This window comes from Mycobacterium sp. 2-64, from assembly GCF_035918375.1.
In the GTDB taxonomy this organism is placed as follows: Bacteria; Actinomycetota; Actinomycetes; order Mycobacteriales; family Mycobacteriaceae; genus Mycobacterium; species Mycobacterium intracellulare.
Window position 1 is genome coordinate 2,654,687 of sequence record NZ_CP142361.1, and the last position, 20,685, is coordinate 2,675,371.

The following is a 20,685-nucleotide window of genomic DNA, read 5'->3' on the forward strand; positions in this document are numbered from 1 at the left end:
CGTACTGGGAAGAGGCCCTGGCCGGAATGCCGGAGCGGCTGCCGCTGCCCACCGACAGGCCCTACCCGCTGGTGGCCGACCAGCGCGGCGCCACGGTGGAGATCGACTTTTCGGCCGAGCTGCAACAGCGGGTCGCCGACGTGGCGCGCCGACACAACGCCACCAGCTTCATGGTGGTCCAGACCGCCCTGATGGTGCTGCTGTCGAAGATCAGCGCGAGTTCCGATGTGGCGGTGGGTTTCCCGATCGCCGGCCGCCGCGACCCCGCGCTCGACGAGCTGGTCGGGTTCTTCGTCAACACACTCGTATTGAGGGTCGATCTGGAAAATCTGGGCGGCGATCCCACCTTCGCCGAGCTGCTGTCCCAGGTGCGCCACCGCAGCCTGGCCGCCTACGAGCACCAGGACGTGCCCTTCGAGGTGCTGGTCGAGCGGCTCAATCCCGCCCGCAGCCTGAGCCATCACCCGCTGGTGCAGGTGATGCTGGCCTGGCAGAACTTCGCCGGGCAGGAGAGCGGGCCCGCCGCGGGGCTGGCCCTCGGCGATGTCGACGTCACGCCCATCCCGGTCGACACCCACACCGCCCGAATGGATTTGACGTTCTCGATGCGCGAGCGCTGGAGCGATGCGGGTGAACCCGCCGGAATCGGCGGCACCGTGGAATTCCGCACCGACGTCTTCGACGCCGACAGCATCGCGGCGCTCATCGGCCGGTTGCAGCGCGTGCTGCTCGCGATGACCGCCGACCCCGCGCAGGCGTTGTCGGCGGTGGACCTGCTCGACGACGCCGAACACGCCCGACTGGACGCCCTCGGCAACCGCACGGCGCTGACCGGACCGGCCACCGAGACCGAGTCGATCCCGGCGCTGTTCGCCGCCCAGGCGGCCCGCACCCCGGACACCGCCGCGGTGGTATGCGACGGCCACTCGATGACCTACCGCGAGCTCGACGAGGCGTCGAACCGGCTCGCGCACCTGCTCGCCGCCCGGGGCGCGGGCCCGGGACAGGCTGTGGCGCTGCTGTTTTCGCGCTCGACCGAGGCGATCGTCGCCATCCTTGCCGTGCTGAAGACCGGGGCGGCCTACCTGCCGATCGATCCGGCGCTGCCGGCCGAGCGGATCGGCTTCATGCTCTCCGACGCCGCCCCGATCGCCACGCTCGCCAGTCCCGGGCTCGCCGACCGGCTCGAGGGCCACGACGTCACGGTCATCGCCGTCGACGATCCCGAGCTCGAAGACCGGCCCGCGACCGCGTTGCCGGCGCCGGGGCCCGACCACCTCGCCTACCTGATCTACACCTCGGGCACCACCGGCGTACCCAAAGGCGTTGCGGTCACGCACCGCAACGTCACCCAGCTGCTGGCCTCGAAAGACTCCGGGTTGCCGCGCACCGGCGTGTGGTCGCAATGGCATTCGCTGGCCTTCGACGTGTCGGTCTGGGAGATCTTCGGTGCCCTGTTGCACGGCGGCCGGCTGGTCGTGGTGCCCGAATCCGTCGCGCGCTCACCGGAAGACCTGCACGCGCTGCTGGTGGCCGAGCGGGTCAGCGTCCTCAGCCAGACCCCGTCGGCGGCGGGCGCGCTCGCGCCCGCGGGCCTGGAGTCGGTCGCGCTGGTGGTCGCGGGTGAGGCTTGCCCGGCCGAACTCGTGGACCGCTGGGCGCCCGGCCGGGTGATGATCAACGCCTACGGGCCGACCGAAGCCACGGTCTACGCCGCGATCAGCGCGCCGCTGCGGCCCGGAGCGGGCGCTGTGCCGATCGGATCCCCGGTGCCCAACGGGGCGTCGTTCGTGCTCGACGAATGGCTGCGACCCGTGCCGCCCGGCGTCGTCGGAGAGCTGTATGTCGCCGGCGCCGGCGTGGCCTGCGGCTACTGGAAGCGCGCCGCCCTGACCGCGTCGCGGTTCGTGGCGTGCCCCTTCGGCGCGCCCGGATCGCGCATGTACCGCACCGGCGACCTGGTGCGCTGGCGCGCGGACGGGCAACTGGACTACCTCGGCCGCGCCGACGAGCAGGTCAAGATCCGCGGCTACCGCATCGAGCTCGGCGACGTGCGGGCGGCGCTGTCCTGGGTGGCCGGCGTCGAGCAGGCGGTCGTCGTCGCCCGCGAGGACCGGCCGGGGGACAAGCGCCTCGTCGGTTACGTCACCGGCACCGCCGACCCCGCCGCGGTCCGCGCCGCGCTGGCCGAAAGGCTGCCGGGCTACATGATTCCGGCCGCCGTGGTCGTCATGCAGGCGCTGCCGCTGACCCCCAACGGCAAGCTGGACACCCGCGCGCTGCCCGCGCCGGAATACTCCGACGCCGACCAATACCGCGCCCCCGACAACGCCGTCGAAGAGATCCTGGCCGGCATCTACGCCCAGGTGCTCGGGCTCGAGCGGGTCGGCGTCGACGACTCGTTCTTCGACCTTGGCGGGGACAGCATTTCGTCGATGCAGGTGGTGACGCGGGCGCGCGCCGCCGGCCTGGTGTGCAAGACCCGCGACATCTTCGTCGAGCAGACCGTGGCGCGGCTGGCCCGCGTGGCCGAGGTGGTCGACACCGACGCCGCCGTCCTCGACGAGGGCGTCGGACCCGTGGCGGCGACCCCGATCATCCGCTGGCTGCAAGACGTGGAAAGCGTTGGCGGACAGGTCGATCAGTTCAACCAGGCCATGCTGGTGCAGGCGCCTACCGGGGTGACCGAGGCCGACGTGGTAACCATGCTGCAGGCGCTGCTGGATCGCCACCCCATGCTGCGGCTGCGCGTCGACGGCTCGGGCGTCCAGGGGTCCGGCGACTGGTCGCTGACGGTGCCCGAGGCGGGCTCGGTCGACGCGGCCGACTGCCTGCACGTGGTGGACGAGGTGGCCGACGCGGCGGTCACCGAGGCGCGGTCGCGGCTGAACCCGGCCGCCGGCGTGATGCTCAGCGCGCTGTGGGCCGGCGCCACCGGGCAGCTCGTGGTGATCGTGCATCACCTCGCCGTCGACGGCGTGTCGTGGCGAATCCTGTTGCAGGACTTGAACATAGCCTGGGCCCAGCATCACAGCGGGCGGCCGGTCGAGTTGCCCGCCGCGGGCACCTCGTTCGCGCGGTGGTCGTCGCGGCTCGCCCAGCATGCGCGCCGCCCCGACGTCGTCGATCAGGCGGAGCGCTGGACCGAGGTGGCGGCGACACCGCCGGCCCTGCCCGCCGTCCGCCCCGACGTGGACACCTTCGCCACGGCCGGACACCTCTTCATGGAGCTGGACCCCGAGACCACCGGCGCCCTGCTCGGCGAGGTGCCGTCGGCGTTCCACGCCGGCGTGCAGGACATCCTGCTGATCGCGTTCGCGTTGGCGTGCGCGGAGTTCAGCGGCGGCCGCGCGCCCATCGGCATCGAGGTCGAGGGCCACGGCCGGCACGAGGAACTGGGCCGCGACATCGACCTGTCCCAGACCGTGGGGTGGTTCACCACCAAATACCCGACGGCGCTGAACGTGCGCGGCGTCTCCTGGGGGCAGGTCGTCACCGGCGGGACCGCGCTGGGCGCGGCGCTCAAAGACGCCAAGGAACAGCTCCGGGCGCTGCCTGACCCGCTGACCTACGGGCTGCTGCGCTACCTCAACCCCGAGATCGACCTGGACGGCCCCGAACCGCCGATCGGGTTCAACTACCTGGGGCGCCAGGGCGGCGCGGGTGAGCTCACCGCCGACATGTGGCGGCCCGTGCCGGACGGCTGGTCGGTCACCCGCGCCGCCGCGTCGACAGCCATGCCGTTGATGCACACCCTCGAACTCAACGCGGCCACCGTCGACTCCGCGGACGGCCCACGCCTGCACGCCAACTGGACCTGGGCGCCGTCGGCGCTCGACGACGAACAGGTCGCCCGGCTGGGCCGGTTGTGGTTCGCGGCGCTCGCCGGCATCTGCGCCCACGTGCGCTCCGGCGGCGGCGGATTGACGCCGTCGGACATCGCGCCCGCGCGGCTGAGCCAACAGCAGCTCGATCAGCTTGCGCGCCAACACCGTATCGCCGACGTGCTGGCGTTGACCCCGGTTCAGCAGGGTCTGCTGTTCCACGCCAACACCGCGCCGGCGACCGACGACCTGTACGCGGGACAGCTGAACATCAGCATCGCCGGCCCGCTCGACCCGAACCGCCTGCGCGACGCCGTGCACACTGTCGTGAGCCGGCATCCGAACCTGGTGGCCCGCTTCTGCGACCGGTACGACGAGCCGGTCCAGATCATCCCGGCCGATCCCGCGCTGGCCTGGCGGTACCTCGAGCTGGATGGCACCGACACCGACGCGATCGAGCGCCTGTGCGCCGCCGAACGCGCGGCCGTCTGCGGCGACCTCGCCGAGCAGCCCGCGTTCCGGGTGGCGTTGGTACGCACCGCATCCGAGCGCTACCGGCTGGTGCTGACCAACCACCACATCGTGCTCGACGGCTGGTCGATGCCGATCCTGCTCGGCGAGATCTTCGCCGCCTACTACGGGCAGCGGCTGCCGGCGGCGGCGCCCTACCGAAGCTTCGTCAGCTGGCTGGCCGACCGCGACCTCGACGCCGCCCGGGCGGCCTGGGGCGAGGTGTTCGCCGGCTTCGACACCCCCACCCTGGTCGGGCCCCAGGACCGGACGGAGCTCGGCCGGCAAAGCGTCGAATCATTCGCGCTGCCCGCCGACCTCACCCAGGCCGTCGCCGACCTGGCGCGCTCCTGCCACACCACCGTCAACACCGTGCTGCAGGCCGCCTACGCGCAACTGCTGGGCGGGCTGACCGGCCAACGCGATGTCGTGTTCGGCACCACGGTGTCTGGCCGTCCCGCCGAAATCGCCGGCGCGGACACCATGGTGGGCCTGCTGATCAACACCGTGCCGGTGCGGGCGAACATCGGCGCCGCCACCACCACCGCCGACCTGCTCGACCAGCTGCAGGGCGCGTACAACCACACGCTCGACCACCAGCACCTGGCGCTCAACGAGATTCACCGCATCACGGGGCAGGACGCGCTTTTCGACACCCTGTTCGCCTACGAGAACTACCCGATCGACGCCAGCGCGCTGTCGGGCAACCACGAACTCGCCGTCACCGACATCAGCAGCCGCGAATCCACCCACTACCCGCTGACGGTGCAGGCCCAGCCCGGTCGCGAGATGCGCCTCCAAGTCGAATACGACACAGACGTTTTCGACGCGGCACGGATCGCGACGCTGATCGAACGATTGCGGCGAGTGCTGGCCGTCATGACCGCCGACCCCGCGCGGCGGCTGTCGTCGATCGACCTGCTCGAGCCCGCCGAACACGACCGGCTGGACGCGTGGGGCGACCGGGCCATCCTGACCCAGCCCGGCACGCCGGCGTCCATCCCGGAGTTGTTCACCGCCCAGGCGGCGCGCACCCCGCACGCGCCGGCGGTGACCTACGAGGGCCGGTCCATGACCTACCGCGAGCTCGACGAGAGCTCGAACCGGCTGGCGCACTTGCTGATTGACCGCGGGGTGGGCCCCGGCGAGTCCGTGGCGCTGCTGTTCGGAAAGTCGGCCGACGCGATCGTGGCCATCCTAGCGGTACTGAAGACCGGCGCGGCCTACCTGCCGATCGACCCGGCCCTGCCGGCGGCCCGCATCGAGTTCATGCTCGGCGACACCGCGCCCATGGCCGCACTCACCGTCGCCGCGCTCGCCGACAAGCTCGACGGCCACCACCTGATGGTCATCGACATCCACGACCGCGCCGTGGCCCGCCAGCCCGTCACGGCGCTACCGGCGCCGGCACCCGAACACGTCGCCCACATCATCTACACCTCCGGCACCACCGGCGTGCCCAAAGGCGTTGCGGTGAGCCACCACAACGTGACCCGGCTGTTCGACGCGCAGGCCGTCGGCGTCGAATTGTCGGCCGACCAGGTGTGGACGCAGTTCCATTCGTACGCCTTCGACTTCTCGGTGTGGGAGATCTGGGGTGCGCTGCTGCACGGCGGGCGCCTCGTCGTGGTCCCCGATTCGGTGGCCCGCTCGCCGATGGACTTCCACGCCCTGCTGGTCGGCGAGAAGGTCACCGTCTTGAGCCAAACCCCGTCGGCGGTGCGGATGCTCTCGCCGCAGGGACTGGATGCCGCGGCGCTGGTGATCGGCGCGGAGCCCTGCCCGCCGGAACTGGTGGACCGCTGGGCGCCCGGGCGGGTGATGGTCAACGTCTACGGCCCGACCGAGGCCACGATCTTCTCGACGACGAGCACGCCGTTGAGCGCGGGTTCGGGTGCGCCCCCGATCGGCTCGCCGGTCCCCGGGGCCGGGTTGTTCGTGCTCGACGGGTGGCTGCGCCCGGTACCGGCCGGCGTGGTCGGCGAGCTGTACGTGGCCGGGCGCGGCGTGGGCTACGGCTACTGGAAGCGGTCCGGGCTGACCGCGTCGCGGTTCGTGGCGTGCCCGTTCGGCGAGCCGGGATCCCGCATGTACCGCACCGGCGACCTGGCGCGCTGGGGCACGGACGGCCAGCTGCAATACCTCGGCCGCGCCGACGAGCAGGTCAAGATCCGCGGCTACCGCATCGAGGTCGGCGAGGTGCGTTCGGCGCTGGCCGCGCTCGACGGGGTGGACCAGGCCGTCGTCGTCGCCCGCGAGGACCGCCCCGGTGACAAGCGCCTCGTCGGCTACATCACCGGACCCGCCGACCCGGCCGGCGCGCGCGCCGAGCTGGCCGAGCGGTTGCCGGCCTATATGGTTCCGGTGGCCGTGGTGGCGCTCGACGCGCTGCCCATGACCGTCAACGGCAAGCTCGACACCCGCGCCCTGCCGGCGCCCGAATACTCCGCCGCCGGGTATCGCTCGCCGACCACCCCCACCGAGGAGATCCTGGCCGGCATTTACGCCCACGTGCTCGGCGTCGAGCGGGTCGGGGTCGACGACTCCTTCTTCGACCTCGGCGGCGACAGCATCTCGGCGATGCGCGTCATCGCGGCGATCAACAGCGCCATGGACACCGGCGTTCCGGTGCGCGTCATCTTCGAGGCGCCCACCGTCGCCCAGTTGGCGCCGCGCATCGGGGAGGACACGGGCCGGCTGGACCCGCTGGTGGCGGGCGCCCGGCCGGCGGTGATCCCGCTGTCGTTCGCCCAGAGCCGGCTGTGGTTCCTCGACCAGCTGCAGGGACCGTCCCCCGTCTACAACATGGCCGCGGCGCTGCGGATGCACGGGCGGCTCGACGCGCACGCGCTCGGCGCCGCGCTGGCCGACGTGGTGGCCCGCCACGAGAGCCTGCGGACGGTGTTCGCCGCGCCGCAGGGAACACCCCAGCAGGTGGTGCTCCCCGCCGAGCGGGCCGATCTGAGCTGGCGGATGGTCGACGCCCGCGGGTGGTCGGCCGGCCGGCTGCGCGAGGCCATCGACATCGCCGCCGCCGAAACCTTCGACCTGGCGACCCAAATCCCGCTGCGCGCTTCGCTTTTCCGCGTCGCCGAGGACGAACACGTGCTGGTCGCCGTGGTCCACCACATCGCCGCGGACGGCTGGTCGCTGCGACCGCTGGTGCGCGACCTGGGCATGGCGTACGCCAGCCGGTCCGCCGGGCGGGCCCCCGACTGGGAGCCCCTGCCGGTGCAATACGTCGACTACACCCTGTGGCAGCGCGACCAGTTCGGCGAGCTGGCCGACAGCGGCAGCCGCATCGCCGAGCAGCTCGCCTACTGGCAGGAGGCGCTGGCCGGCATGCCCGAGCGGCTTCAGTTGCCCACCGACCGGCCCTACCCGCAGATCGCCGATCAGCGCGGCGCGGCCGTCGAGGTCGACTGGCCGGCGGACCTGCAGCAGCAGGTCGCCGGGCTGGCCCGCGAGTACAACTCGACCAGCTTCATGGTGGTGCAGGCCGCCCTGGCGGTGCTGCTGTCGAAGATCAGCGCCAGCACCGACGTGGCGGTGGGCTTCCCGATCGCCGGGCGGCGCGACCCCGCCCTCGACGAGCTGGTCGGCTTCTTCGTCAACACCCTGGTGCTGCGGGTCGACCTGGCCGGCGATCCCTCCTTCACCGACCTGCTCGCCCGGGTGCGCGCCCGCAGCCTCGAGGCGTTCGAGCACCAAGACGTGCCCTTCGAGGTGCTGGTCGAGCGGGTGAACCCGGCGCGGAGCCTGAGCCATCACCCGCTCGTGCAGGTGATGCTGGCCTGGCAGAACTTCGCCGGCCAGGACGGCGACCCCGGTGCCGGGCTGGCCCTGGGCGACGTGCGGGTCACCTCGATCCCGCTGGACACCCAGGTGGCCCGCATGGACCTGGTGTTCTCGCTGGCCGAACGCTGGACCGACGGCGACGAGCCCGCCGGGATCGGCGGGCGGGTCGAGTTCCGCACCGACGTGTTCGACGCGGACAGCATCCGGGCGCTGATCCGGCGGCTGGAACGCGTCCTGACGGCGATGACCGCCGACCCCACCCGCCCGATGTCGGCGGTCGACCTGCTCGACGCGGCCGAGCACGCCCGGCTGGACGCCCTGGGCAACCGCGCCGTGCTCACCGCACCGGCGACCGAGGCCGGCTCGATCCCGGCGCTGTTCGCCGCGCAGGCGGCGCGCACCCCCGACGCGGTGGCCCTGAGCTTCGAAGGCCGCTCGTGGACCTACCGCGAGCTCGACGAGGCCGCCAACCGCCTCGCGCACCGGCTCGCCGGCTTCGGCGTGGGGCCCGGCGAGCGGGTGGCCCTGCTGTTCGGCCGGTCGGCCGACGCGATCGTCGCGATCCTCGCGGTGCTCAAGTCCGGCGCCGCGTACCTGCCGATCGACCCGGGGCTGCCGGCCGAGCGGATCGGGTTCATGCTCTCCGACGCCGCCCCGATGGCCGCGATCAGCACCGGCGAGCTCGCGGCGCGGCTGCGCGGGCATCACGTCGTCGTCCTCGACGTGAACGACCCCGCGATCGACGCCCAGCCGGCCACCGCTCTGCCGGCGCCGGACGCGGACGACATCGCCTACCTGATCTACACCTCGGGCACCACCGGGGTGCCCAAAGGCGTTGCGGTGAGCCACCGTAACGTCGCCCAGCTGCTGGCAGCCCAGGACTTGGGCCTGCCGCGCGAAGGCGTGTGGTCGCAGTGGCACTCGCTGGCCTTCGACGTCTCGGTCTGGGAGATCTTCGGCGCGCTGCTGCACGGCGGGCGGCTGGTGGTCATCCCCGACTCGGCGGTGCGATCCCCGCGGGACTTCCACGCGCTGCTGGTCGACGAACGGGTCAGCGTGATCAGCCAGACCCCGTCGGCGGCGGGCGTGCTGTCGCCCGAGGGGCTCGAATCGGCCACCCTGGTGGTCGCGGGGGAGGCCTGCCCGACGGAGCTGGTGGACGCCTGGGCGCCGGGACGGGCGATGATCAACGCCTACGGCCCCACCGAGGCGACGGTGTACGCGGCGGTCAGCGCGCCACTCAAGGCCGGATCGAACGTCGTTCCCATCGGATCGCCGGTGCCCGGCGCGGGGCTGTTCGTGCTGGACGAGTCGCTGCGGCCGGTGCCGCAAGGCGTCGTCGGCGAGCTGTATGTGGCCGGCGCCGGCGTGGCCTGCGGCTACTGGAAGCGGTCCGGCCTGACCGCGTCGCGGTTCGTGGCATGCCCGTTCGGGGCGCCCGGATCGCGCATGTACCGGACCGGTGACCTGGTGTGCTGGGGCTCCGACGGGCAGCTGCAGTACCTGGGCCGCGCCGACGACCAGGTCAAAGTCCGCGGCTACCGCATCGAGCTCGGCGAGGTGCGTTCGGCCCTCGCCGCCCTCGACGGGGTGGACCAGGCCGTCGTCATCGCGCGCGAGGACCGTCCCGGCGATAAGCGTTTGGTCGGCTACGTCACCGGCGCAGCGGACCCGGCCCAGCTGCGCGCCCGGCTGGGCGATCGGCTCCCGGCCTACATGGTCCCGGCGGCGGTCGTGGCGCTCGACGCGCTGCCGCTGACCCCCAACGGCAAGCTCGACGCGCGGGCCCTGCCGTCACCGGAATACACCGACGCCGATCGCTATCGCGCCCCCCAGACCCCGGTCGAGGAGACCCTGGCCGGCATCTACGCCCAGGTCCTGGGGGTCGAGCGGGTCGGGGCCGACGATTCGTTCTTCGACCTGGGCGGGGACAGCATTTCTTCGATGCAGGTGGTGACCCGGGCCCGGGCCGCGGGCCTGGCGGTGCGGACCCGCGACATCTTCACCGAGCAGACCGTGGCCCGGCTGGCCCGGGTGGCCGGCGTGGCCGACGGCGAGGACGGCGTGGTCGACGAGGGCACCGGGGCGATCACCGCCACCCCGATCATCCGCTGGCTGCGCGGGGTGGAAAGTGCGGGCGGTCCGGTCGACCAGTTCAACCAGACGATGGTGCTGCAGGCCCCCGCCGGGGTCACCGAGGCCGACGTGGTGACCGTGTTGCAGGCCCTGCTGGATCGGCACGCCATGCTGCGCCTGCGGGTGGACCGCGATTCGGACGACGACGCCGGCGAGTGGTCGCTGCAGGTGCCCGAGCCGGGTTCGGTGGACGCCGCGCACCGCGTGCTCTCGGTGGACGAACTGACCGACGCGGCGGTCGTCGAGGCGCGGGCCCGGTTGAACCCGGCCGCCGGGGTGATGCTCAGTGCGCTGTGGGTCGCACCCACCGGCCAGCTGGTGCTGATCGTTCACCACCTGGCCGTCGACGGGGTGTCCTGGCGGGTCCTGCTGGAAGACCTCAACATCGCCTGGGGCCAGCACCACCACGGGCAGCCGGTGGCGTTGCCCACCGGCGGGACGTCGTTCGCCCGCTGGGCGTCATTGCTGGCCGAGCGCGCGCACGCGCCCGCGGTGACCGAGCGGGCCGAAGCCTGGCGTCGGGTGGCGGCGACCCCGCCCGCGCTGCCGGCCGTGCGTCCCGGCCTGGACACCTACGAGACCGCCGAGAACCTGTCGGTGCTGCTGGACGTCGAGACCACCCGCACGCTGCTCGGCGAGGCGCCGGCCGCTTTCCACGCCGGGATCAACGACATCCTGCTGGCCGGGTTCGCGCTGGCCTGGGCGGAATTCCTGGGCAACGCGGGCGCCCCGATCGGCGTCGACGTCGAGGGCCACGGCCGCGACGAGGAGCTGGCCGCCGGCGTGGACCTGTCCCGCACCGTGGGCTGGTTCACCGCCAAATACCCGGTGGCCCTCAACGTCGGCGGCCTGTCCTGGGCGGACGTCGTGGCCGGCGCGCCGATCCTGGGCGCGCTGCTCAAAGACGCCAAGGAGCAGCTGCGCGCCCTGCCCGACCCGCTCACCTACGGGTTGCTGCGCTACCTGAACGACGAGGTCGACCTGGACGGCCCCGACCCGACGATCGGGTTCAACTACCTCGGCCGGCTGGGCGGGGCGGCCGCCGAACTTTCCGACGAGCTGTGGCGGATCAGCCGGGACGGCGCGGCGGCCACCGCCGCCAGCACCGCGGTGCCCATGCCGCTGATGCACACCGTGGACCTCAACGCCGGCACCATGGACACCGAGGACGGCCCCCAGCTGCACGCAACCTGGACGTGGGCGCCCTCGGCGCTCGACCGCGAGCAGGTGGCCCGGCTGAGCACGCTGTGGTTCCAGGCGCTGGCCGGCATCTGCGCGCACGTGCGCGACGGCGGCGGCGGACTGACCCCGTCGGACATCGCGCCCGCCCGGCTGAACCAGCCGCAGATCGACCAGCTCGAGCGGACCCACCGGGTGGCCGACGTCCTGCCGCTGACCCCGTTGCAGGAGGGGCTGCTGTTCCACGCCACCACCATGCGGGGCTCCGACGACCACCTCTACGTGGTCCAGCTGGACCTCAGCCTCGCCGGTCCGATCGACCGCGACCGGCTGCGCGACGCGATGCACGCGGTGATCACCCGGCATCCGCACCTCGTCGCCCGGTTCAGCGACCGGTTCGACGAGCCGGTGCAGATCATCCCCGCCGACCCGGCGATGGCCTGGCGCTACCTCGAGGTCGCGGCCAACGGGTCCGAACCCGAGGAGCAGATCCAACGCCTGTGCGCGGCCGAACGCGAAGCCGTCTACGACCTGGCCGACGAGCCCGCCGTGCGGGCGGTGCTGATCCGCACCGGGCAGGACCGGCATCGGCTTGTGCTCACCATTCATCACATCGTGCTCGACGGCTGGTCGGTCCCGATCCTGCTGAACGAGACGTTCGCCTGCTACACCGGCCAGCGCCTCCCCGCGCCCCCGCCCTACCGCAGGTTCGTCGCCTGGCTGGCCGAACGCGACCGCGACGCCGCGCGCGAGGCCTGGGCCGGGGTGTTCGACGGCTTCGACACCCCGACGCTGGTCGGCCCGCCGCACCAGCCGGAGCCGGGCGCCCGGGGCGTCCAGTCGTTCGCGGTCCCCGCGGGGATCACGGCCGCGCTCGGCGAGCTGGCCCGCTCCAGCCACACCACCGTCAGCACCGTGCTGCACGCCGCGTGGGCGCAGCTACTGGCGTGGCTGACCGGCCAGCACGACGTCGCGTTCGGCACCACCGTCTCGGGCCGGCCCGCCGACGTCCCGGGCGCCGACGCGATGGTGGGCCTGATGATCAACACCGTCCCGGTGCGCGCGCGCATCACGGCGGCGACCACCGCGGCCGACCTGCTGGCCCAGCTGCAAGGCGCGCACACCGAGACCCTCGACCACCAGCACCTGGCACTGAGCGAGATCCACCGAATCATCGGTCAGGACAAGCTGTTCGACACCCTGTTCGCCTACGAGAACTACCCGCTGGACACCTCGGCGATGGCCGTCGACCACGAGCTGGGCATCACCGACGTCAACATGTTCGAGCGCAACCACTACCCGTTGACGATGCAGGCCGCGCTGTCCGGCGAGGAACTGGGCCTTCGGGTCGAATACGACGCCGCCGTCTTCGACGCGCACACGATCGGCGCGCTGGGCGAGCGGTTCGAGCGGGTGCTGGTCGCGATGACCGCCGATCCCGCCCGGCCGCTCTCGTCGGTGGACCTGCTCGACGGGTCCGAACACGCGCGCCTCGACGAGGTCGGCAACCGGGCGGTCCTGGCCCGCGCGCCGCTCGAATTCCCGTCGATTCCGGCGTTGTTCGACGCGCACGTCGCCGGGACGCCGGACGCGGTGGCGGTCAGCTGGGGCGACCTGTCGATGACGTACCGCGAACTCGACGACGCCGCCAACCGGCTGGCGCACCTGCTGACCGGCCACGGCGCGGGCCCGGGACAGGCTGTGGCCCTGCTGTTTTCGCGCTCGCCGCAGGCGATCGTCGCGATCCTGGCGGTGCTCAAGACCGGTGCGGCGTACCTGCCGATCGACCCGGCGGCGCCCGCCACCCGGATCAGATTCATGCTCGAGGATTCCGCGCCGGTCGCGGCCGTCACCACCACGGGCCTGCGCTCGCGGCTGGACGGGTGCGACGTAACCGTCATCGACATCGAGGACGCACCGACCGACACCGCGGCGGGCACGCCGTTGCCGGCGCCCCCGCCCGACGGCATCGCCTACATCATCTACACCTCGGGCACCACCGGCGTTCCCAAAGGCGTTGCGATCACTCATCGCAACGTGACGCAGCTGCTGGAGCCGCTGGATGCGGGCCTGCCACGAGCCGGCGTGTGGACGCAAAGCCACTCGTACGCGTTCGACGTCTCGGTGTGGGAGATCTTCGGCGCGCTGCTGCGCGGCGGGCGGCTGGTGGTGGTGCCCGAGTCGGTGGCGCGCTCGCCGCGGGACTTCCACGACCTGCTGGCCGCCGAGCGGGTCAGCGTGCTGACCCAGACGCCGTCCGCGGTGGCGATGCTGTCCCACGAAGGGCTGGAATCGGTGTCGCTGGTGATGGCCGGGGAGGCCTGCCCGCCCGAGGTGGTCGACCGGTGGGCGCCGGGCCGGGTGATGGTCAACGCCTACGGCCCGACCGAGACGACGATGTGCGTGGCGATCAGCGCGCCACTGACGGCGGGATCCGGGACGCCGCCGATCGGTTCGCCGGTGGACGGCGCGGCGCTGTTCGTGCTCGACGGCTGGTTGCGTCCCGTCGCCGCGGGCGTCGTGGGGGAGCTGTACGTGGCCGGCGACGGGGTGGCCGCGGGTTACGTCGGCCGGTCCGGGCTGACCGCGTCGCGGTTCGTGGCGTGCCCGTTCGGGGCGCCCGGGTCGCGCATGTATCGCACCGGGGACCTGGTGTGCTGGACAACGGACGGCCAGCTGCAATACCTGGGCCGCGCCGACGAGCAGGTCAAGATCCGCGGCTACCGCATCGAGCTCGGCGAAGTCCAGACCGCGCTGGCCGCGCTGGAGGACGTCGACCAGGCGGTGGTGATCGCCCGCGAGGACCGCCCCGGCGACAAACGACTGGTGGGGTACATCACCGGAACCGCCGACCCGGGCGAGGCGCGCACCGCGCTGGCCCAACGGCTGCCGGGCTACATGGTGCCGGCGGCCGTGGTCGGGCTCGACGCGCTGCCGCTGACGCCCAACGGCAAACTCGACACCCGCGCGCTGCCGGCGGTGCAGTACACCGGCAGCGGGTACCGGGCCCCGTCGAACGCGCTCGAGGAGGCGCTGGCCGCGGCCTTCGCGCGCGTGCTCGGCGTTCAGCGGGTCGGGGTCGACGACTCGTTCTTCGACCTGGGCGGCGACAGCATTTCCGCGATGCGTCTCATCGCGGCGATCAACACCGGCCTGGGTGCCGATCTCCCGGTGCGCACGTTGTTCGACGCGCCCACGGTCGCCGGGTTGGGTCAGCGACTGCGCACGCCCACGACGGACGCGCACGAGGTGGTTCCGGTGCAGACCCTCAAGCAGGGGGCCGGCGGTGTCCCGCTGTTCTGCGTGCATCCCGCCGGCGGGGTGAGCTGGCCGTATCAGGTGCTCGGAAACCACCTCGACTGCCCGATCATCGGGATCCAGCAGGTCCCGCGCAACGGCGACGGCGGCCCGCGGTCCATCCGGGCGATGGCGCAGACCTATGCCGACCGGATCCAGCACGCCTATCCCGACGGGCCCTACAACCTGCTGGGCTGGTCGTTTGGTGGGGTCGTGGCCCACGAGGTCGCCATCGAGCTGCAGCGGCGGGGGTGCGAGATCGGGCGCCTGATCCTCCTCGACGCCCAACCCGGCCTCGACGGCGGCATGGCCGTGGGCGAGCACGCCCAGGGCGAGCAGCGGGTGCTCGAAGAAGTGTTGCGGGCCAACAACATCGGCCCCGGCGAACAAGACGGACACGCCGACGAACGCCGGCCGCGCAGCAAACCGCTCGTCGCGCAACTGCTGAGCAACCTCAACGACAACATCGAGCTCTATCGCCGCCACGAGCCGGGGCGCTTCGAGGGGGAGATCACCGTGTTTTCCGCGGCCCGCGACGACGGCGATCGCGGCGCGGGGCTGTCGCGATCGTGGGCGCCCTACGCGTCCGGCCACATTGCGGTGCACGCGATCGACTGCACGCACCACGACATGCTGACCGCCGAATCGGTGGCGAGGTACGGCGAGCGGCTGCGCGACCTTCTGGGCGCGACGATGCGAGCCACCTCACACTCGCGGCGATCGCAGTGATCACCACGCGTTGATCATGGGCGTTGATGGGCCGTTGCAGCGCTTTTGGCGGACGTCACGCGCGCGCCGAATCGGGCCCCGGTAGGGTCGAAGAGGTGTGCGGAGTCACCGGGGAGGTACGACTCGACGGGCGGGCGCCCGAGGTAGCGGCGGTCTCAGCGATGGCCGCCGTGCTGACGCCGAGGGGCCCGGACAGTGGCGGCGCCTGGTCGCAGGGCCGGGTTGCCCTCGGCCATCGTCGCCTCAAGATCATCGACCTGACCGAGGCCGGCTCGCAGCCGATGGTCGACTCCGAACTGGGCCTGTCGATCGCCTGGAACGGCTGCATCTACAACTACAAGGAACTGCGCAGCGAACTCAGCGGGTACGGCTACCGCTTCTTCTCGCACAGCGACACCGAGGTTCTGATCAAGGCCTACCACCGGTGGGGCGACGACTTCGTCAGCCACCTGTTCGGCATGTTCGCCTTCGCCATCGTCGAGCGCGACAGCGGGCGAGTGCTGCTCGGGCGCGACCGGCTCGGCATCAAACCCCTGTACCTGACCGAGGACAACCACCGGGTCCGCTTCGCCTCGACCCTGCCGGCCCTGCTGGCCGGCGGCGGCGTGGACACCCGCATCGACCCCGTCGCCCTGCACCACTACATGACCTTCCACTCGGTGGTGCCCGCCCCGGCCACCATCCTGCGCGGGGTGCGCAAGGTGCCGCCCGCCTCGCTCGTCGCGATCGAGCCCGACGGCAGGCGCACCGTCACCACGTACTGGGCGCCCGACTTCACCCGGCACGCCGACCGCGCGGACTGGTCGGAGCGCGACTGGGAAGACGCCGTGCTGTCCACGCTGCGCCTGGCGGTGAAGCGCCGCCTGGTGGCCGACGTGCCGGTCGGCTGCCTGCTGTCCGGCGGTGTCGACTCCAGCCTGATCGTGGGCCTGCTCGCCGAGGCCGGCCAGCACGGGCTGTCCACCTTCTCGATCGGCTTCGAGTCGGCCGGCGGCGTCAAGGGCGACGAGTTCCAGTACTCCGACATCGTGGCCAAGCGCTTCGAGACCGACCACCACCAGATCCGCATCGAGACCGAACGGATGCTGCCCGCCCTCGACGGGGCCATCGGCGCGATGAGCGAGCCGATGGTCAGCCACGACTGCGTCGCCTTCTATCTGCTCAGTCAGGAAGTGGCGCGCCACGTGAAGGTCGTGCAGTCCGGCCAGGGCGCCGACGAGGTGTTCGCCGGCTATCACTGGTACCCACCGATGGGCTCACCGGCCGCCGCGTCGCTGCAGGGTGCGGTCGCCGAGTACCGCGGTGCCTTCTTCGACCGTGATTCGGCCGAGCTGGCCGGCCTGCTGGGCCCGGGCATCATGGCGCCCGGCGACCCCAGTGGCCGATTTGTCACCGAGCACTTCGCGCAGGCCGGCGCCGAGACGGGCGTCGACCGCGCGTTGCGGCTCGACACCACCGTGATGCTCATCGACGACCCGGTGAAGCGGGTCGACAACATGACGATGGCGTGGGGGCTGGAGGGCCGGGTTCCGTTCCTCGACCATGAGCTGGTGGAACTGGCCGCCACCTGCCCACCGGAGTTGAAGATCGCGCACGAAGGCAAGGGCGTCCTCAAACAGGCTGCGCGGCGGGTGATTCCATCGGAGGTCATCGACCGGCCCAAGGGCTATTTCCCGGTTCCGGCGCTGACCCATCTCGAGGGGCCCTACCTCGACATGGTCCGCGACGCCCTCTACGCGCCGGTTGCCAAGGAGCGCGGCCTGTTCCGCGCGGAAGCGGTCGACACCCTGCTGGAGAATCCCAACGGCAAGCTGACCCCGCTGCGCGGCAACGAGCTGTGGCAGATCGCCCTGCTCGAGCTGTGGTTGCAACGTCACGGCATCACGGGGCCGGTTGCATGACCGTGGTCGATCCGTCCGGCGACCACACCGAGGCGATCACGCTCGGTCTGCACGACGCTTCGCCGCCGGAGCTGGTCGATGCGATGGCGAAAGACGTCGAGCTCGAATTGGGTTGGGGCCGACTGATTTTCGGGCAGACCTTCGCCGACTCCCAGCAACTGGTCGAGGCGCTGCGCCGCGAGGGTCCCGGCCGGCGCGACATCTGCATCTACGCCCGCGAGTCCCACGTCGTGGTCGCCGAGGCGCCGACCGAGCTGTTCATCGACCCCAGCCACACCTACCGGCTGCGCTTCACGGGCAAAAAGAAGGCCTCGCCGCCGCCGCCGCTGGGCGTGACGGTGCGCACGCTCAACGATCCGATCGACGCCGACGCCATGAACCGCGTGTACGTGCGCTGCGGGATGGTCCCCGCCGGGGTCGACGTGATCTGGGACAACCATCGGCATGTGCCGGCGGTGAAGTATCTGCTCGCGGTGCGCGACGAGGACGGCGCCGTGGTCGGCACCGTCACCGGCGTCGACCACGAGTTGCTGTTCAACGACCCGGAGGAGGGGTCCAGCCTGTGGACGCTGGCCGTCGATCCGGCCGCCGGGCTCCCGGGGGTCGGCGCGGCCCTCACCCGGGCGCTGGCCGAGCACTTCCGCGACGCGGGCCGCGCCTACATGGATCTGTCGGTGGCCCACGACAACGCCGCCGCCATCGGCCTGTACGAGAAGCTGGGTTTCCGCCGCGTCCCGGTGCTGGCGATCAAGCGCAAGAACGCGATCAACGAGCCGCTGTTCAGCCCGCCGCCCGAGACGGTCGACGACCTCAACCCCTACGCCCGGATCATCGCCGACGAGGCGCTGCGCCGCGGGATTTGGGTCGAGGTGCTCGACGCCGAGACCGGCGAGATGCGGCTCACCCACGGCGGGCGCAGCGTCATCACCCGCGAGTCGCTGTCCGAATACACCTCGGCGGTGGCCATGTGCCGCTGCGACGACAAGCGGTTGACCCGGCGCCTGGTCTCCGAGGCCGGCATCACCGTGCCGCGCGCGCGGCTGGCCACCTTCGACGAGAGCGACTTCGCCTTCCTCAAGGAGGTGGGCGAGGTCGTCGTCAAACCGACGCGGGGCGAGCAGGGCAAGGGCATCACGGTCGGGGTCGTTCCCGACAACGGGCCCGACGACCTGTCCGCCGCCCTCGCGCGCGCCCGCAAGCAATACCCGGACGTGCTCATCGAGCAGCGGGTGGCCGGCGACGACCTTCGCCTCGTCGTGATCGACGGCCGAGTCGTCGCCGCCGCCCTGCGCATGCCCCCGGAGATCATCGGCACGGGGGAGCACAGCGTGCGGGACCTGATCGCGGCCGAAAGCCGGCGGCGGTCGGCGGCCACCGGCGGCGAGTCCCGCATCCCGCTGGACGACCTCACGGAATCGACCGTCGCCGAAGCCGGTTGGGCGCTCGACGATGTGCTGCCCCAGGGCACCCGGCTCCGGGTGCGTCGCACGGCGAACCTGCATCAGGGCGGCACCATCCACGACGTCACCGCGCAGGTGAACAGCGAGCTGTGCCGGGTCGCGGTGACCGCGGCCGAGGCGATCGGCATCCCGGTGACCGGCATCGACCTGCTGGTGCCCGACGTCACGGGCGCCGACTACGCGTTCATCGAAGCCAACGAGCGACCGGGGCTGGCCAACCACGAACCTCAGCCCACGGCGGCGGCTTTCATCGATTTCCTCTTCCCCGGCCACCCCGGGCAGCCGCAGGCCTGGACGCCCGAGGAGTCCCGCTCCGATCGCGGCTGACGCCGGTCGAAACCAGAACGGAGACGCCCGTGAGTGCGAGCGCGCAAACCAACGCCATCACGACGCAGGTACCTGCACGGCTGGACCGGCTGCCGTGGTCCCGGTTCCATTGGCGCGTCGTCGTCGGCCTGGGCGGAGTGTGGGTGCTCGACGGGCTCGAGGTCACCATGGTGGGCAACGTCTCGGCTCGGCTCATGGAACCGGGCAGCGGCATCGCGCTGGACCCCGCGCAGATCGGCATGGCGGCGGCGATCTACATCGCCGGGGCGTGTTCGGGGGCGCTGTTCTTCGGTCACCTCACGGACCGGTTCGGACGACGAAACCTGTTCATCCTCACCCTCGCAATCTATCTGGTCGCCACCGTGGCGACCGCGTTCGCGTTCGCCCCCTGGTATTTCTTCCTGACCCGCTTCTTCACCGGCTCCGGCATCGGCGGCGAATACGCCGCCATCAACTCGGCCATCGACGAGCTGATCCCGGCGCGGGTGCGCGGCCGGGTCGACCTGGTGATCAACGGAACCTATTGGCTGGGTTCGGCCGCCGGCGCCGGCGGCGCGCTGATCCTGTTGAACACCGCCAACTTTCCGCCCGACATCGGGTGGCGGCTCGCCTTCGGCATCGGCGCGATCCTGGGCATCTTCGTGCTGCTGGTGCGGCGCAACGTCCCGGAGAGCCCGCGCTGGCTGTTCATTCACGGACGCGAGGAGGAGGCCGAGCACATCGTCGGCGAGATCGAGCAGGAGGTCGAGCGGGAGACGGGCGAGCCCCTGCCCGAGCCGCAGGGCAAGCCGCTGCGGATCCGCCAGCGCAAGTCGATCTCGTTCCGGGAGATCGCCGGCGTGGCCTTCAAGCTCTACCCGCGGCGCGCGGTGCTCGGGCTGGCGCTGTTCATCGGGCAGGCGTTCCTCTACAACGGCGTCACGTTCAACCTCGGCACGCTGCTCAGCCAGTTCTACGCCGTGCCGTCGGGCATGGTGCCGGTCTTCTTCGTGCTGTGGGCCCTGAGCAACTTCGCCGGCCCGCTGGTGCTCGGGCATCTGTTCGACACCGTCGGCCGCAAACCGATGATCACGCTGACCTACATCGGCTCGGGTCTCGCGGTGGTGGTGCTGGCGCTGGTGTTCGTCACCCAGGCCGGCGGCGTCTGGGCCTTCATCGGCGTGCTCATCGTGGCGTTCTTTTTGGCGTCGGCGGGTGCCAGCGCGGCGTACCTGACCGTCAGCGAGATCTTCCCGATGGAGACGCGGGCGCTGGCGATCGCGTTCTTCTACGCGATGGGGACGGCGATCGGCGGCATCACCGGCCCGCTGCTGTTCGGTCAGCTGATCAACTCGGGCCACCGCAGCGAGGTCGTCTGGTCGTTTTTGATCGGCGCGGTGGTGATGGCCGCGGCCGGGCTGGTCGAACTGTGGCTCGGGATCGCCGCCGAGCGGCGCCCGCTGGAAGAGCTGGCGTTGCCGCTGACCGTGGAAGACGCCGAAGAGGCCGAACGCCAAGGGGATTCGGCGCCGCTCCCGGACTGAC

4 protein-coding genes (1 of these 4 running past the window's edge) are annotated in these 20,685 nt (G+C 71.8%); all 4 read left to right on the forward strand.

Going from position 1 to position 20,685, the window contains the following annotated elements:
- Positions 1 to 15,473 carry the 3' end of a non-ribosomal peptide synthase/polyketide synthase gene (locus QGN31_RS12595; protein ID WP_201409280.1) on the forward strand. 15,769 nt of this gene lie to the left of the window's left edge, so only the last 15,473 of its 31,242 coding nucleotides appear in the window; its start codon lies beyond the left edge, outside the window; the stop codon is at positions 15,471 to 15,473.
- 95 nt (positions 15,474 to 15,568) lie between these two features.
- On the forward strand, positions 15,569 to 17,374 hold the full coding sequence (locus QGN31_RS12600; RefSeq protein WP_009953549.1) for an N-acetylglutaminylglutamine amidotransferase: 1,806 nt from the start codon (positions 15,569 to 15,571) through the stop codon (positions 17,372 to 17,374).
- Positions 17,371 to 19,161 (forward strand): N-acetylglutaminylglutamine synthetase, encoded by a 1,791-nt coding sequence (ngg, locus tag QGN31_RS12605; RefSeq protein WP_008257303.1) that lies wholly within the window; start codon positions 17,371 to 17,373, stop codon positions 19,159 to 19,161. The genes QGN31_RS12600 and ngg overlap by 4 nt, the downstream gene beginning before the upstream one ends.
- 29 nt (positions 19,162 to 19,190) lie before the next feature.
- Positions 19,191 to 20,684 carry an MFS transporter gene (locus QGN31_RS12610; protein WP_201409276.1) on the forward strand — a complete coding sequence of 498 codons (1,494 nt, stop codon included), beginning with the start codon at positions 19,191 to 19,193 and terminating at the stop codon, positions 20,682 to 20,684.
- Position 20,685 lies beyond the last annotated feature (1 nt).